At 63.5% G+C, this 13646-nt stretch carries 16 protein-coding genes; 11 read left to right on the top strand and 5 right to left on the bottom strand.

Annotation, left to right across the window (positions count from 1 at the left end):
• Position 1: 1 nt before the first annotated feature.
• Both metK and ACIX9_RS03775 read left to right on the top strand, forming a co-directional pair.
• Positions 2-1171 (top strand): methionine adenosyltransferase, encoded by a 1170-nt coding sequence (metK, locus tag ACIX9_RS03780; RefSeq protein WP_013579149.1) that lies wholly within the window; start codon positions 2-4, stop codon positions 1169-1171.
• Positions 1172-1267: 96 nt separating this feature from the next.
• Complete coding sequence (locus tag ACIX9_RS03775; protein WP_013579148.1) at positions 1268-3763, top strand: penicillin-binding protein 1A; 2496 nt, start codon at positions 1268-1270, stop codon at positions 3761-3763.
• Here the strand turns inward: ACIX9_RS03775 and ACIX9_RS03770 are convergent.
• Positions 3760-3963 carry a hypothetical protein gene (locus ACIX9_RS03770; RefSeq protein ID WP_013579147.1) on the bottom strand — a complete coding sequence of 68 codons (204 nt, stop codon included), beginning with the start codon at positions 3961-3963 and terminating at the stop codon, positions 3760-3762. The two genes, ACIX9_RS03775 and ACIX9_RS03770, sit on opposite strands and share 4 nt — an antisense overlap.
• A 126-nt stretch (positions 3964-4089) precedes the next feature.
• Here ACIX9_RS03770 and ACIX9_RS03765 point away from each other — a divergent pair, with 126 nt between their 5' ends.
• The 5 genes from ACIX9_RS03765 (at position 4090) to ACIX9_RS23480 (ending at position 8355) form a co-directional block, all read left to right on the top strand.
• On the top strand, positions 4090-4950 hold the full coding sequence (locus tag ACIX9_RS03765; RefSeq protein ID WP_013579146.1) for a transglutaminase-like domain-containing protein: 861 nt from the start codon (positions 4090-4092) through the stop codon (positions 4948-4950).
• Between the two features lie 69 nt (positions 4951-5019).
• Positions 5020-6132 carry a bifunctional DNA-binding transcriptional regulator/O6-methylguanine-DNA methyltransferase Ada gene (gene ada / locus ACIX9_RS03760; protein ID WP_013579145.1) on the top strand — a complete coding sequence of 371 codons (1113 nt, stop codon included), beginning with the start codon at positions 5020-5022 and terminating at the stop codon, positions 6130-6132.
• The gene (locus ACIX9_RS03755; RefSeq protein ID WP_157477265.1) at positions 6125-6397 is read left to right on the top strand and encodes a hypothetical protein; all 273 of its coding nucleotides are present in this window, start codon (positions 6125-6127) and stop codon (positions 6395-6397) included. The genes ada and ACIX9_RS03755 overlap by 8 nt, the downstream gene beginning before the upstream one ends.
• 75 nt (positions 6398-6472) lie before the next feature.
• Positions 6473-7828 carry an MFS transporter gene (locus ACIX9_RS03750; RefSeq protein ID WP_013579143.1) on the top strand — a complete coding sequence of 452 codons (1356 nt, stop codon included), beginning with the start codon at positions 6473-6475 and terminating at the stop codon, positions 7826-7828.
• A gap of 65 nt (positions 7829-7893) precedes the next feature.
• Positions 7894-8355, top strand: a complete 462-nt coding sequence (locus tag ACIX9_RS23480; RefSeq protein ID WP_157477263.1) for a hypothetical protein — start codon at positions 7894-7896, stop codon at positions 8353-8355.
• A gap of 72 nt (positions 8356-8427) precedes the next feature.
• Here ACIX9_RS23480 and ACIX9_RS23475 read toward each other — a convergent pair whose 3' ends face one another.
• Positions 8428-8952 carry a DUF4870 domain-containing protein gene (locus ACIX9_RS23475; protein WP_198152151.1) on the bottom strand — a complete coding sequence of 175 codons (525 nt, stop codon included), beginning with the start codon at positions 8950-8952 and terminating at the stop codon, positions 8428-8430.
• A gap of 220 nt (positions 8953-9172) precedes the next feature.
• On the opposite strand from ACIX9_RS23475, the gene ACIX9_RS03735 reads away from it, so the two are divergent.
• The 3 genes from ACIX9_RS03735 to ACIX9_RS03725 are packed head-to-tail and all read left to right on the top strand — an operon-like array spanning position 9173 to position 11545.
• Positions 9173-10297 carry a Gfo/Idh/MocA family protein gene (locus ACIX9_RS03735; protein WP_013579140.1) on the top strand — a complete coding sequence of 375 codons (1125 nt, stop codon included), beginning with the start codon at positions 9173-9175 and terminating at the stop codon, positions 10295-10297.
• A 29-nt stretch (positions 10298-10326) separates the two neighbouring features.
• Positions 10327-11292, top strand: a complete 966-nt coding sequence (locus ACIX9_RS03730) for a threonine dehydratase (protein ID WP_013579139.1) — start codon at positions 10327-10329, stop codon at positions 11290-11292.
• Positions 11293-11338: 46 nt separating this feature from the next.
• Positions 11339-11545 (top strand): hypothetical protein, encoded by a 207-nt coding sequence (locus ACIX9_RS03725; RefSeq protein ID WP_013579138.1) that lies wholly within the window; start codon positions 11339-11341, stop codon positions 11543-11545.
• A gap of 46 nt (positions 11546-11591) precedes the next feature.
• Here ACIX9_RS03725 and ACIX9_RS03720 read toward each other — a convergent pair whose 3' ends face one another.
• Together ACIX9_RS03720 and ACIX9_RS27620 are read right to left on the bottom strand one after the other, a co-directional pair.
• Positions 11592-11993 carry a type II toxin-antitoxin system MqsA family antitoxin gene (locus ACIX9_RS03720; RefSeq protein ID WP_013579137.1) on the bottom strand — a complete coding sequence of 134 codons (402 nt, stop codon included), beginning with the start codon at positions 11991-11993 and terminating at the stop codon, positions 11592-11594.
• Between the two features lie 52 nt (positions 11994-12045).
• Positions 12046-12303 carry a type II toxin-antitoxin system MqsR family toxin gene (locus tag ACIX9_RS27620; protein WP_013579136.1) on the bottom strand — a complete coding sequence of 86 codons (258 nt, stop codon included), beginning with the start codon at positions 12301-12303 and terminating at the stop codon, positions 12046-12048.
• An 85-nt stretch (positions 12304-12388) separates the two neighbouring features.
• Between ACIX9_RS27620 and ACIX9_RS03710 the strand changes: the two genes are divergently transcribed.
• A complete protein-coding gene (locus tag ACIX9_RS03710; RefSeq protein ID WP_013579135.1) occupies positions 12389-13174 on the top strand; it encodes a TIGR03435 family protein in 786 nt (261 codons plus the stop codon).
• A gap of 19 nt (positions 13175-13193) precedes the next feature.
• On the opposite strand, the gene ACIX9_RS23470 is transcribed toward ACIX9_RS03710, so the two are convergent.
• Complete coding sequence (locus ACIX9_RS23470; protein ID WP_013579134.1) at positions 13194-13592, bottom strand: carboxypeptidase-like regulatory domain-containing protein; 399 nt, start codon at positions 13590-13592, stop codon at positions 13194-13196.
• Between the last annotated feature and the right edge of the window lie 54 nt (positions 13593-13646).

Below are 13646 nucleotides of genomic sequence, written 5' to 3'. Positions count from 1 at the left end.
GTTGGCGAAACGCGACCGTTTTTTATTTACCAGTGAGTCAGTAACCGAAGGCCATCCGGATAAGATTGCCGATCAGATCTCAGACGCCATCCTGGATGCGTGCCTGGAGCAGGACCCCATGAGCCGTGTGGCGTGTGAGACGCTCACCTGCACCGGCCTCGTCGTCATTGCAGGCGAGATCACGACCAAGGCCTACGTGGACTTCCAGGGCCTGGTCCGCTCCACCATCGCGGAGATTGGGTACACCCACTCGTCCTATGGCTTCGATTCCAACACCTGTGCGGTCATCTCGACCATCAACAAGCAGTCGCCTGACATCGCGCAGGGCGTCGATACCGGCGGAGCCGGCGACCAGGGCATGATGTTCGGGTACGCCACCAACGAGACCCCGGAGCTGATGCCGCTGCCGATCTCGCTGGCGCACCGCCTGGCCGAGAAGCTGACCGCAGTCCGCAAATCCGGCCTGATGCCGTACCTGCGCCCCGACGGCAAGAGCCAGGTCACCATCGAGTATGCGGAGGTCGGCAAGCCGGCTCGCGTCGATGCTGTGGTCATCTCCACGCAGCACGATGAGGACGTCACCAACGAGCAGCTTCGCGCGGAGATCCAGAAGAATGTGATCGAGGCCGTCATTCCTGCTGAGTTGCTGGACAGCAACACGAAGTTCCACATCAACCCGACCGGCCGCTTCGTCATCGGCGGACCGATGGGCGACTCCGGTCTCACCGGCCGCAAGATCATCGTCGATACCTACGGCGGCATGGGCCGTCATGGCGGCGGAGCCTTCTCCGGTAAGGACTCGACGAAGGTCGACCGTTCCGCGGCTTACATGGCGCGGTACGTGGCCAAGAACATCGTCGCCGCGGGTCTTGCGGACCGCTGCGAGGTTCAGCTTGCTTACGCCATCGGCGTGGCGGAGCCGGTCAGCGTTCTGGTCGATACCTTCGGGACGGGCACCGTTGAGGCAGACAAGCTCACGGAGCTGGTTCGCGCCAACTTCAACCTGACCCCCAAGGGCATCATCGAGACCCTGAAGCTGCGCCGTCCGATCTTCAAGCAGACTGCGGCTTACGGTCACTTTGGCCGTGAGGGCGCTGACTTTACGTGGGAGCAGACCGATAAGGCTGCCGCACTGAAGGCCGGCGTGGCTGAGGCTGTCGCAGCGAAGTAGTCCCCTGAACACACGACGGACGAGTTTGCCGGAACCTTATGGCAGGCTCGTCCGTTTCTCTTTTCACCGGGCTGAAAGTGCTATCGTGGGAGGGCCGTGAATACGCTTTTCACCAACGATGAGCAGGAGCAGGACGAGCAGCGCAAAGCCGCGCGTGCGACCCCCTCCGGCCCGAAGTGGAAGCTGGCCCTGAACCACGCGAAGCTGATCCTGGACCAGATCCTGCTGCGCGGGCCGGACTATCCCAGCCGCAAGATCGCCACCAAGGCGATGTTCTGGACGCTGCTCAGCATGTCCGCGCTGTTTGGCGCGATGAGCGGGCTCATGGTCGTGTACTCGATCGACCTGCCGCAGATGGAAGAGCTGGCCAAGTATCGGCCTAATACCACGACAGAGTTGCTGGATGTGAATGGCAAGGTCATCGGCTCGTTTGCGCTGGAGCGCCGCGTCGTCGTCCCGTACAGCGACTTCCCCGTCGTGCTGCGCGACGCCATCATCTCCATTGAAGACAAGAGCTTTGAGCGCAACTGGGGCATCAACCTGGTGCGTGCGGTGGGCGCGGCGTATGCGGACATGCACACGCACAGCCGCGCGCAGGGCTCGTCCACGCTGACGATGCAGCTTGCCCGCAACCTGTTTCTCTCCGCGCAGAAGACCTACTGGCGCAAGCTGCAGGAGATCTTCCTGACGGTGCAGATCGAGCGCCGGTTCTCCAAGAACCAGATCTTTGAGCTCTATGCCAACCAGATCTACCTGGGGCATGGACGGTACGGTTTTGAGGCCGGCTCAGAGTTTTACTTCTCCAAGCACGTCAAGGACCTGACGCTGCCGGAGGCTGCGCTGCTGGCCGCGCTGCCCAAGGGCCCGGAGCAGTACTCGCCCATCCGCAACCCGGAGCGCGCGCTGAAACGCCGCAACCTGGTGCTGTCCGAGATGGAGCACGACGGCAAGATCACGCCGGAGCGCGCCGCCGAGGCCGAGGCTACGCCGCTGGGGCTGAAGATCGAGGTCGCACCCAACAGCGAGGCACCCTACTTTGTCGAAGAGGTGCGCCGCCAGCTTGAGCGCGAGTACGGCGTGGACGAGGTTCATGGCGCGGGCCTGCGTGTCTATACGACGCTGAATATGGACCTTCAGCGCGTGGCCAATAAGGCCGTGCTGGACGGCACCGCCAGGTACGAGCGCCGCCACGGCTGGAAGGGCAACCTGCAGAACGTCATCGCCGGTGGCCTGGACCCCGCAACCTACAAGCACCCGGACTGGAACCAGACCGCGGTCCCCGGCGACTACGTCCACGGCATGGTCACGGCCGTGACGCCGAAGCGCGTCGACGTGAAGCTGGGCAACCGCACCACCGCCCTGACCCCGGCTGACTGGGTCTGGACCCAGCAGGCCTCGTCCAGCTTCCTCAAGGTGGGCGACCTTATCTATGTCCGCATCGAGCCTGTAGCCGACGCCACGCTCCCTGTGCTTCCCTCCACGCCGCTCCACGCGACGCTCCAGCAGGACTCCGGCGTCCAGGGCTCCATGATGGCGGTCGATAACGCCAACGGCGAGGTTCTCGCCATGGTGGGCGGGCGCGACTTCTACCTCTCGCAGTTCAATCGGGCCACGCAGTCCGTGCGACAGGTCGGCTCGTCGTTCAAACCGTACGTCTTTACTGCTGCGCTGGAGGCGGGCACCAAGATCACCGACATCGTCGTCGACGCGCCGACCTCCTTCCCAACCCCCGGCGGCTGGTACACGCCGCGCGACTACGAGGCAGGCTTCGCCGGCGCGATGACCGTGCAGTCCGCCTTTGAGCAGTCACGCAACATCCCCGCGCTCAAGCTGGCCGCCAAGGTCGGCATCAGGACGGTGATCGCCGTGGCCCATCGCTTCGGCATCACCAGCGAGATTCCTCCGTTCCTCCCCATCGCCATCGGCGCGGCGGACATCACACTGGCCGAGCAGGTGGGTGCGTACAGCGTCTTCCCCAACGACGGTATTCGCATTGCGCCGCACTACATCCGCAAGGTGACACAGCCGGACGGCGTGCCGCTCGACGCCAAGAAGCCCGCCGTCACGGAGGTGATCTCGGTCGAGATCGCACGGCAGATGATGACGCTGCTGAAGGGCGTCGTGCTGCGCGGTACGGCCGCCACCGCAGCCGGGGAGCTGCACCATCCGCTCGGCGGCAAGACCGGCACGACCAACGACTTCACCGATGCATGGTTCATCGGCTTCTCACCCTCCGTCACCTGCGGGACGTGGATCGGCTTCGACAATCGCCAGACCCTGGGCAAAGGCGAGCAGGGCGCAAAGGCCGCGCTTCCCATGTGGATCGACTTCATGAAGGCCGCCATCGTGGGTAAGGATGACGAGCAGTTCCCCTCAGCCGGCGCACCCAAGAAGGTTCTGGCCGTGCAAGTCACGCATGGGGACGACGACTCCGACAAGCAGCCCGATAAGGACGACGACTCCGCCGATCCCGACTCCGCCACGCCCAAGGCTGCCGTACCCATCGTCCGCCAGCCACCCGTGACCGATACCACGCCGCTCACCCCGACGCCGCAGGCACCACCGGCCGCACCCGCTCCCCAGCCAAACTAGAACGTCACGTTCGCACCCGGGACGATGCTGTTGATGCGCCGGCTCTCCAGGTCCTCCGCCACGAAGAGCATCTCCTGGCTGATCGCAATCAGATCCTTGTACACCTGCTCCAGCTTCAGGTCGCCGCTTTCAAGCGATGCCTGCAGCCTCAAAATCCGATCCTGAATCACATCTGTGTCGAGACTATCCGGCGTGGTCATGTGCGGAAGTCTACCACCCCCGCGCCCTCCGCTATACTGGGCCAAGCCCCCTGACCTACTCCTGCAGGCAATCTGCATCTTACGGTTATTCAAACCGATTCCACCCCCGATTCACCAGGAGGCCCTTTGCTCGTTCGATCTGAATTCGCCATCGAATTTTATCTCCCTCAATCCGTCGCGATGATCGGCCTGCTGCGCCTGCACTCCTCCTTCGATCCCCTGGTGCGCGAGCCCGAAGTGCTTGAGGCCGTGCATCTGAGCAATGGCACCCGCACCCCCATCGCCATCCAGGAGTATGTCGATTCGTTCGGCAATCGCTGCTCGCGCTTCCTCGCACCGCAGGGTCACCTCGCGCTCAGCGGATCGAGCGTCGTCGATATCGACTTCTTTGCCGTGGAGATCGACACCCAGGCCCAGCAGCACCCGATTGAAGACCTTCCTCCCGAGGTGCTGCAGTTCCTGCTCAGCAGCCGTTACTGCCAGGTGGACCAGATGTCGCTGGTCGCAGGCGATCTCTTCGGCCATACCACGCCCGGCTGGACCCGCGCCATCGCCATCCGCGACTGGGTCCACAACCATGTTCGCTTCGACTACAAGTCCGCCCGCAGCACCAAGACCGCGCTGGACGTGTTCACGGAGCGCGTCGGCGTCTGCCGCGACTTCCAGCACCTGGCCGTCACCCTCAGCCGCGCCATGAACATCCCATCCCGCTACGTCACCGGCTACCTGGGCGATATCAAGCGGCCCTACAGCGGCGCGGGCGACTTCAGCGCCTGGTATGAGGTCTTCCTGGACGGCAAATGGTGGACCATGGATGCACGCCACAACGACGGACGCATGGGCCGCGTCCTGATGGCCGTAGGCCGCGACGCCACCGACGTCGCCATCACCACCAGCTTTGGCATCGCGGACCTCAACAGCTTCCAGGTGGATAGCTACGAGATCGACGCGCAGAACAACCGCGTTCCGTTGCCGCAATATACCTAAGGGTCCAGGCCTGACTTTGGCGTGTAAAAGCGGAGTGCCGTGCGTCCGGCGGGCGGGGAAGATACTCTTATGACTGTGAGCTCTCTTCCCCCCGCCGTTTCAAACCCCAAAACGAAGGTCCCCAGCCTCTTTGCCGGCAAGGCCTGGCAGCAGGTGCTCGCGCGCGACGAGCGTGCCGACGGCCAGTTCGTCTACGCGGTCAAGACCACCAAGGTCTACTGCCGCCCCGGCTGCCCCAGCCGCCGGCCCGAACGCAAGAACGTCTCGTTCTTCCCCACGCCGGCGCTGGCGCAGGCTGCGGGCTATCGTGCGTGTCTGCGCTGCGAACCTGACTCGGTCGCGCGCAAAGACGATCCGCAGGTCAAGGCCATCGACGCCGTCACCCAGTACCTGACCGAGCACGCCGATCAGCGGACGAAGCTCAAGGACGTCGCCAAGGCCACCGGCGTCGCGCCCCTGACCATCCTGCGCGGCTTCAAGCGCGTCCTCGGCGTCAGTCCGCGCGAGTACGCCAAGGCGCAGCGCGTCGCCAAGTTCAAGGAAAAGGTTCGCCAGCCCAAAGGCACCGTCACCGACGCCATCTACGACGCGGGCTTCGGCTCCAGCAGCCGCCTGTATGAAGGCGCGGACGCCTCGCTGGGCATGACGCCGTCCGCGATGAAGGCCGGCGGCCAGGGCGAGACCATACGCTTCACCACTGCGGAGACTCCGCTGGGCATGATCATGGTCGCCGCGACCGCACGCGGCATCTGCTCCATCGTCTTCGGTGACTCGGCCGAGCAGCTCGAAACCGAGCTCGCCCTGAAGTTCCCCAAGGCAGAGCGCAAGCACATGGAGCGCGAACTCAGCTACGCCGTCGACGCCCTGATCGCCGCCATGAGCGAGAGCCCCCGCGCCCTGGCGCTGCCGCTCGACGTCCGCGCCACCGCCTTCCAGCACCGCGTCTGGAGGGAGCTGCAGGCTATCCCGCGCGGCCAGACCCGCACCTATTCCGAGATCGCAGAAGCCATCGGCAGCCCGGCCTCCGTGCGAGCCGTCGCCGGTGCCTGCGCGGCCAATCCCGTCGCGCTCGCAGTTCCCTGCCACCGCGTCATCGGCAAGGACGGCAAGCTCACGGGCTACCGCTGGGGCATGGACCGCAAACGCACGCTGTTGACCCATGAAGGTGCAGAGCTTGGCTAACGAACCGATACCCAAGGCCTACAAGCCCTGGATGATCCTCAGCACTGCCGTCCTGATCGGCTCGCTTGTGCTGTTCGCGGTAGACGCCGTGGGCGCGTTCCTCAGCTTCGGGGACAAGACCACGCCGCTGTGGGTGATCGTGGTCGGAGTGCTCGCCGTCTTCGGTGTTTTCCTCGGCTTCGGCGGGCTGTTCGTGCTGCTGGCCACCGCAGGCTTTCAGGCCTGGCGAGCGGGGCGCCGCGTGCAAGTCCTGCCACCGGAGTAACCCGCTTTCTTTGGTGATAACAAAGCGCAGCAACCTTAGCCGCACACGCATCCAAAGGCCGGGTACAGTAGTTCCATGAGCGCGAGCGTCCAGCAGGCCAATCCAGGTTCAGACCAGCAGGTAGACGCGCGTGCGCTCTACAGCAAGATCTCCTGGCGTCTGATTCCTTACATCTTCATCCTCTACATCCTGGCCTATCTGGACCGCGTCAACGTCGGCTTCGCCGCAGTCGAGATGCGGCGCGACCTCAACCTCTCCGCCACCGTCTACGGCCTCGGTGGAGGCATCTTCTTTCTTGGCCAGTTGATGTTCGATCTGCCCAGCAACCTGCTGCTCGGCAAGGTCGGCCCACGGCTCTGGATCGCACGCATCATGATCACGTGGGGCATCGTGGCCACCTGCATGATGTTCGTCAAAGGTGCGCACTCGTTTTACCTGCTGCGCTTCCTGCTCGGCGTCAGTGAGGCAGGCTTCTTTCCTGGCATGATCCTCTACCTCACCTACTGGTTCCCGTCAGGGGAACGCGCACGCGCTATCGCCAAGTTCATGACGGCTACCTCCATCGCGGGCGTGGTCGGCGGCCCCATCTCCAGCTTCCTGCTGAGTCTGGAGGGCAAGGCCGGCCTGCACGGATGGCAGTGGCTCTTCCTCATGGAAGGCCTGCCCACCTTCCTGATGGGCATCTCCGTCCTCTTCGTGCTCAACGATCATCCCGACGACGCAGGCTGGCTCTCCGACCCCGAAAAAAAGTGGCTGGATACGGAACTGGAACGCGACCGCAAGGAAGGGGGCGCAAGCGAGAAGCACAACCTGCTCGACGCCTTCAAGCTGCCTATGGTCTGGGTGCTCGCAGGCATCTTCATGCTGGACCAGATCGGCGTCTACACGGTCAACCTCTGGATGCCGCTGCTGCTCAACAGCTTCCTGCATGTGGGCAAGCTAGGCGATGCGGCGGGGGCCAGCGTCATCGCACGTTATGCCACCGTGCCGTACATTGCGGCGGCCATCTTCACGGTGATCGCAGGTTGGTCCAGTGACAAGACGGGCGAGCGGCGCTGGCACATCGCAGGCTGCTTCCTGCTCAGCGTGATCGGCTTCACCTGGGCCGCGTACGCGCATAGCCTGGCCGCGGCACTCTGCGCGATGACCTTGGCGGCCGTCGGTTACTGGAGCATGATGGGACCGTTCTGGGCGCTGCCCACGCGCGTCCTGGGCGGGCAGGCTGCGGCTGGCGGAGTGGCCATCATCACCATGATCGGCAGCATCGGCGGCTTCGTCGGGCCCACCCTCACGGGCAAGCTGAAGGACCTCACCGGCAACTTCACCGCCGGGCTGCTGGTCATCAGCGGACTGTCGCTCGTGGGAGCGTGCCTGTGCATCGCGCTCAAGCCCGCGGACCGGAAGGGCACCCTCACCCATCCCGAAGCGTGACGGCACACTCAATAAATCAGCAACATGCACGCAACCTTTCCCGGATTTGGAGCTCTAAATTGAATATGAGAACTTTACGAATCGCTCAGGCAATGGCCTCCCTCACTCTCGCTTCCACGCTCCTGATGCCGAACGTCTCGTTCGCCCAAACTGCCGGTCAGGACATGCACACCGCCGGCCATGACACCAAGGACGCGGCTGACGATACCGGCCACGCCGTCAAGACCGGCACGAAGAAGACCTACCACAAGACCAAGCACGTCACCAAGAAGGCCGCCCACAAGACGGAAAGCGGCACAGTCAAGGCTGCGGACAAGACCAAGGAAGGCACCACCGTCGCGGCGGACAAGACCAAGGAGACCTCGGTCAAGGCCTATGACAAGAGCAAGGAAGGCGTACAGAAGGTCTTCGACCCCAGCGCCCATAAGAAGAGCGTCGTGACCGATAAGGCGCGCGAATCCAACATGAGGGCCAAGGACGATGTCCACCAGGACACGCAGAAGCTCAAGGATGAGAGCCCCAAATAGCCCTTCACCCTGAACACTAGAGTGGCCCGGACGAATCCCGTCCGGGCCATCTCTGTTTTAGCCCCTCACCTTTTAGCTGCGGGCCTGCTTCTCCGCAAAGTCGCCGATGACCGGCAGCTTGTACCACTCGCCGCGGCTCGCCTTGATGATCACGAAGATCCAGAGCAGGAAGATGCCCAGCCCGACCAGCAGATGAACCGGCACGAACAGCAGGCCGATCAACGGGATGAAGTGCAGCGCGATCTGCAGGATCGTCAACGCAATCTGGATTACGATCGACGCCACGCACAGCCCGATCGACTGCCACGAGTGGAACTTGATCAGCGGCACCTTGTTGTACGGCTCCAGAACAAGGAAGATGATCGCCGGAATGATCGTCACATACGCCAGGGCGGACGCAACGTTGTCCGAGAGTCCGGAGCTCGCCGCAGTCGGTCCGGTATAGGGTGGCGCGGCACCGTAAGCGGGCGGTGCGGCGTACCCGACCGGCGGCGCACCGGCGTTGACCGTGGAATAACCGGAGGTATCGGCAGGTCCCGCTGCCGCCGCAGCGACTGGCGCGCCACAGCTGTTACAGAAAGCGCTTTGGGGACCCACTTCGGCATGGCAGATTGCACATTGCATGGCATCACTCCTGGAGTTTTTGAACCTGGGATTGGGAGATACGGGGCCCGGCACTGCCGCAAGGCAGCTCTCGTAAACGACTCATTCAGTTGGACCTGAATTGCTACCCAGCATAGTCCCGTTCGCTCTTTCTGCAACGTCTTTTTTTGTCGCTTTTCCCAGCACATGCTCCCGGGCGTAGACTCATCACGACATGTTCAAACGCATATCGATCCCGCTCACGCTTGCCGCCGCGACCCTCCTGTCCAACCCCGCACCAGCCACCGCCCAATCCGACGCAAAGCCCGTCCGCGTTGCCATCATCGGCCTGGTCCACGGCCACGTCATGGGACTCTTCAGCGCGCTGCCGAAGAACACCAACGTCCAGCTCGTCGGCATCGTCGAATCAGACAAAGCGCTCTCCCAGAAGTACGCCGCCAGGTATCACCTTGCGCAAAACCTCTTCTACACCAGCAGCGAGCCCATGTTCGCCGCCACGCACCCCGACGCCGTCCTCGTCTACTCCACCATCAAGGACCACCGCAAGATCATCGAAGACGCCGCCAGCCACAACGTCTCGTCGATGGTTGAAAAGCCCCTCGCCACCACGCTCGAGGACGCCCTGGCCATCCGCGCCGCAGCCCGCGCCCACCACGTCCAGGTCCTCACCAACTACGAGACGACCTGGTACGCCAGCAACACGGAAGCCCTGAACGAGGCCGCCTCCGGCAAGCTCGGGACGATTCGCAAGGTGGTGGTCCACGACGGCCACGAAGGCCCCAAGGAGATCGGCGTAGGCCCGGAGTGGCTCCCCTGGCTCACCGACCCCATCCAGAACGGTGCCGGCGCACTCTTTGACTTCGGCTGCTACGGCGCGGACATGGTCACCGTCATGATGCACGGCCAGGCCCCGCTCAGCGTCACCGCCGTCACCCAGACCGACAAGCCCGGCATCTACCCGCACGTCGATGACGACGCGACCGTCATCCTCCGCTATCCCGGCGCACAGGCCGTCCTCATGCCCTCCTGGGACTGGAGCTTCGCACGCAAGGACATGGAGGTCTACGGGATGGACGGCTACGCCATCACCGTCGCCTCCGACGGCATGCGCGTCCGCTACAAGGGTGAGAAGGAAGAGGCCCGCACCACCGCACCCGCACTCCCGCAGGAACGTTCCAACTCGCTCGACTACCTGGCCGCAGCCATCCGCGGCCAGATCAAACCCGGCGACGACATGACTTCCCTCCCCACCAACATGGTCGTCGTCCAGATCCTTGCCGCCGCACGCGAGTCCGCACGCACCGGCAAGACCATCGACCTGAAGCCTCTCGCCCCATAAGTACCGGCCCGTTCCGTTAGCATAGGAAGATGAGTTGGTCCCTCCCCACGCTCGGCGAGCTCGAATCAGCCGCCGAGCTCATCTACCGTCACATGCCCGCCACCCCCCAGTACCGCTGGCCGCTGCTCGACGCAGTCGCCGGCACGGAGGTCTGGGTCAAGCACGAGAACCATACCCCCGTCGGAGCCTTCAAGATCCGCGGCGGCATCGTCTACATGGACATGCTCCTCCGCACGCGCCCGGACATCCGCGGCGTCGTCGGAGCCACCCGCGGCAACCACGGCCAGTCCATGGGCTTCGCCGCCCGCATGACCGGCACCTCCGCCACCGTCGTCGTCCCGCGCGGCAACAGCCCTGAGAAGAACGCAGCCATGCGCGCCCTCGGAGTCGCCGTCATCGAAGCCGGGGAAGACTTCCAGGAGGCCTGCGAGTACGCCGACGCGCTCGCCCAGGATCGCGGCCTGCACCGCCTCCCCTCGCTCGCCACCGAGCTCGTCTGCGGCGTCGGCACCTACGCGCTTGAGTTCCTCCGCACCGCCCCCGTACTCGATACCGTCTACGTCCCCATCGGCATGGGCAGCGGCATCTGCGGCATGATGGCCGCGCGCGACGCCCTCAACCTCCCCACAAAGATCGTCGGCGTCGTCTCCACCGGCGCACCCGCCTACAAGCTCTCCTTTGAAGCCGGCCGCAAGATCGAGCACGACGTCACCACCCTGCTCGCCGACGGCCTCGCCTGCCGCTCCCCCAATGAGGACTGTCTCGCCGCCATGCTCGCCGGGGTAGACCGCGTCATCGCGGTGGACGAGGACGAGGTCGCCGCCGCGATGCGCAGCCTCTTCATCGCCACCCACAACGTAGCCGAAGGCGCAGGAGCCGCCAGCTTCGCAGCCCTCATGCAGGAGAAAGACGCCATGCAGGGCAAGCGAATCGGAGTGGTCCTCTGCGGCGGCAACGTAGACGCAGACATCTTCGCCAAGGTGCTCGCCGGCTGAAGCAGAGTATGTGATCTGATATCATCTCCACCACGGAGGCATCACCGTGTCGAACGCACTCCCCTATCTCATTCCGACGTTCGCGGTCCTCCTCGGCGTCCTCTTCACGCGCCAGGACATCAACGCCCTGCGCGCCGAGCTGAAAGCTGAACTCAAATCAGAGATCGGGCAGCTCCGCAGTGAGATCATCACCCTCCGCGACAACATTCATCGCGACATGATCGGTTTACACGAGCGAGTCGCGACCGTCTAAGCCAAGCAAAACAACTAGAGCCTCCCTCCCGGGTAGCACTGGCCCCTTACGCCGTCTTTACCTCAGCCAGCAGATCGGGATGCCTCTCCAGCACCTTCAGCAGTTTGATCAGCGCCACCGGCGGCTTCGTCTTACCGTTCTCGTACCGTGAGAACGCATTCACCCCACCGCCGAAGATCACTGACGCCTCACGCTGATCCAGCGCCAGCTTCTTCCGCACGCGGCTGATGAACTCCGGGTCCACCATGGACGCATTCACCTGCTTGTTGAACTCCAACATCAGCGCACTCACACGGTTCGCCTCCGGCGCATCCAGGACCGTCTCCCCGCACGCCGCGCAGAATGACCCAGCAATCTCACCTAGTACCGTGCTCTCGCCTTTGTAGCTGTACGGCATTTCACGCACACCCCGAACCAGCTTGGCATCTCCACAATTTGGACATTTCATCGTCATAGCTCCTTGAACGAAACGATCAGTACGTCGTCAATGACCGTCAGCTTCAGATACACCCGGACAGAACCCGACTCGCTTTGACAACCGTTCGATACACATCCTGCCAAACTCTATGATCTGCATGGGTCGTCATCGACTTGTAAAAGTCAGCCATGCTCAACGCATGGACGACCGCCAACATTCCCGCAAAATCAAGCCCCAGAGCCGCTCCGCCCGCCAGCGCTGTGAACGTCGTACGCACCTTACCCTCTGCGAGCAGCGCCTTGACCTTCGCGAGAGGGCAGTGAGGAGTACGCTTCTCCATAACCGATAATAACCTACTTGGTTATCCCTGGTATAGCTCCCATGGGAGCAGTTTCGCACTACAATCGACCTGGAACCAGCCCATCATGAGCAATCAATCTGCATCGCTCCGCCGTCGCCTCCTCCTGCTGCTCGCCGCAATGTTTGCCGCGGGGACGTTGAGCGCCCACGCTCAGTCCACCCCCACCTTTGAAGTAGCCACCATCAAACCCGCCGCCCCCAACACCGACGGCCACACCCACATCAACTATCCTCCCGGCGGCCTCTTCAGCGCGTCCAACATCACGCTCCTCGCCCTGATGCAGTGGGCCTGGGACATGCCGCAGAAGCAGATTCTCGAAGGCCCCTCCTGGCTCGCCACCACGCGCTTTGACCTCTCAGCCAAGTTCATCCCGACCGAGATCCCAGCCGACCCCACCCATCCGCCTCTCAGTCCGCAAGACCTCAAACGCCGCATGGTCCAGTCGCTCCTGGCCGAGCGCTGCAACCTCAAGCTCCACCCCGAAACCCGCACCCTGCCCGCCTACGACCTCATCCTCGCCAAGGGCGGCTCAAAGCTCCAGCCCAGCAAGGCCAACGGCAAAAACTTCAGCATAGGCAGCACCCACTTCGACGGCGAAGGCCTTCCCGTGGACCTGATCGCAGAGCAGATCTCCCATCTCGTCGGCCGCATCGTCGTCGATAAGACCGGTCTGCCGGACCGCTACGATCTCAAGCTGCGATGGACCCCGGACGACGCACCCCCAGCCGAAAACGCGCCTCCCACCCTCTTCACCGCTATCGAAGAACAGCTAGGCCTCAAGCTGGAGCCCGCCAAAGAGGCCGTCCCGGTCCTGGTCATCGACCACATCGACCTGCCCTCGGCCAACTAACGTCTACGGTCGCACCTGCTCAGTGCAGTTCGATCACCAGGTGGATCACCGGATGCTGATTGCTGTCGAAGTGGCTCAACTCGCCCTGCTTCGACTCCTTGCCCCGGTACCGCGCCCACACCAGGTAGTCCGTATCGTTGCGGAGCCGCTTGAAAAGATAGTTCCCCCCCGCATCGGTCAGGTAAGACGTGATCTCCTTGGAGCTCTCGTTTTCCAGCAGCACCACCGCGCCCTTCAGCGGCTCACGGGACCCATGATCCGTCACCGTCCCAATCAGGTCGCGCGGATGCGTGTCCTGAGCTCTACCTGGCACACCCGCCAGCAGGAAACCCATCCCGGCGATCATGAGGCGGGAAGACCATCCGTTCATCGCAAGGCGTCCCAGGCCCGGAATCGCGGGAGCTTCGTCAATCGGCATGCACCGTGAGATGCGTCCGCACCGCATTCCGTCTCAAAATACGCGAGCCGTCCT

The organism is Granulicella tundricola MP5ACTX9 (genome assembly GCF_000178975.2).
In the GTDB taxonomy this organism is placed as follows: Bacteria; Acidobacteriota; Terriglobia; order Terriglobales; family Acidobacteriaceae; genus Edaphobacter; species Edaphobacter tundricola.
Note: the sequence above shows the minus strand (reverse complement) of the source record. Positions and strands in the feature narration are given on the sequence as shown.

Coding starts and splice junctions, on each gene's coding strand:
- ACIX9_RS03750 (WP_013579143.1), top strand. CDS start 6,473: ATGAGCGCGAGCGTCCAGCAGGCCAATCCAGGTTCAGACCAGCAGGTA.
- ACIX9_RS03730 (WP_013579139.1), top strand. CDS start 10,327: ATGAGTTGGTCCCTCCCCACGCTCGGCGAGCTCGAATCAGCCGCCGAG.
- ACIX9_RS23480 (WP_157477263.1), top strand. CDS start 7,894: ATGAGAACTTTACGAATCGCTCAGGCAATGGCCTCCCTCACTCTCGCT.
- ACIX9_RS27620 (WP_013579136.1), bottom strand. CDS start 12,303: ATGGAGAAGCGTACTCCTCACTGCCCTCTCGCGAAGGTCAAGGCGCTG.
- ACIX9_RS03735 (WP_013579140.1), top strand. CDS start 9,173: ATGTTCAAACGCATATCGATCCCGCTCACGCTTGCCGCCGCGACCCTC.
- ACIX9_RS03710 (WP_013579135.1), top strand. CDS start 12,389: ATGAGCAATCAATCTGCATCGCTCCGCCGTCGCCTCCTCCTGCTGCTC.
- ada (WP_013579145.1), top strand. CDS start 5,020: ATGACTGTGAGCTCTCTTCCCCCCGCCGTTTCAAACCCCAAAACGAAG.
- ACIX9_RS03720 (WP_013579137.1), bottom strand. CDS start 11,993: ATGAAATGTCCAAATTGTGGAGATGCCAAGCTGGTTCGGGGTGTGCGT.
- ACIX9_RS23470 (WP_013579134.1), bottom strand. CDS start 13,592: ATGCCGATTGACGAAGCTCCCGCGATTCCGGGCCTGGGACGCCTTGCG.
- ACIX9_RS03770 (WP_013579147.1), bottom strand. CDS start 3,963: ATGACCACGCCGGATAGTCTCGACACAGATGTGATTCAGGATCGGATT.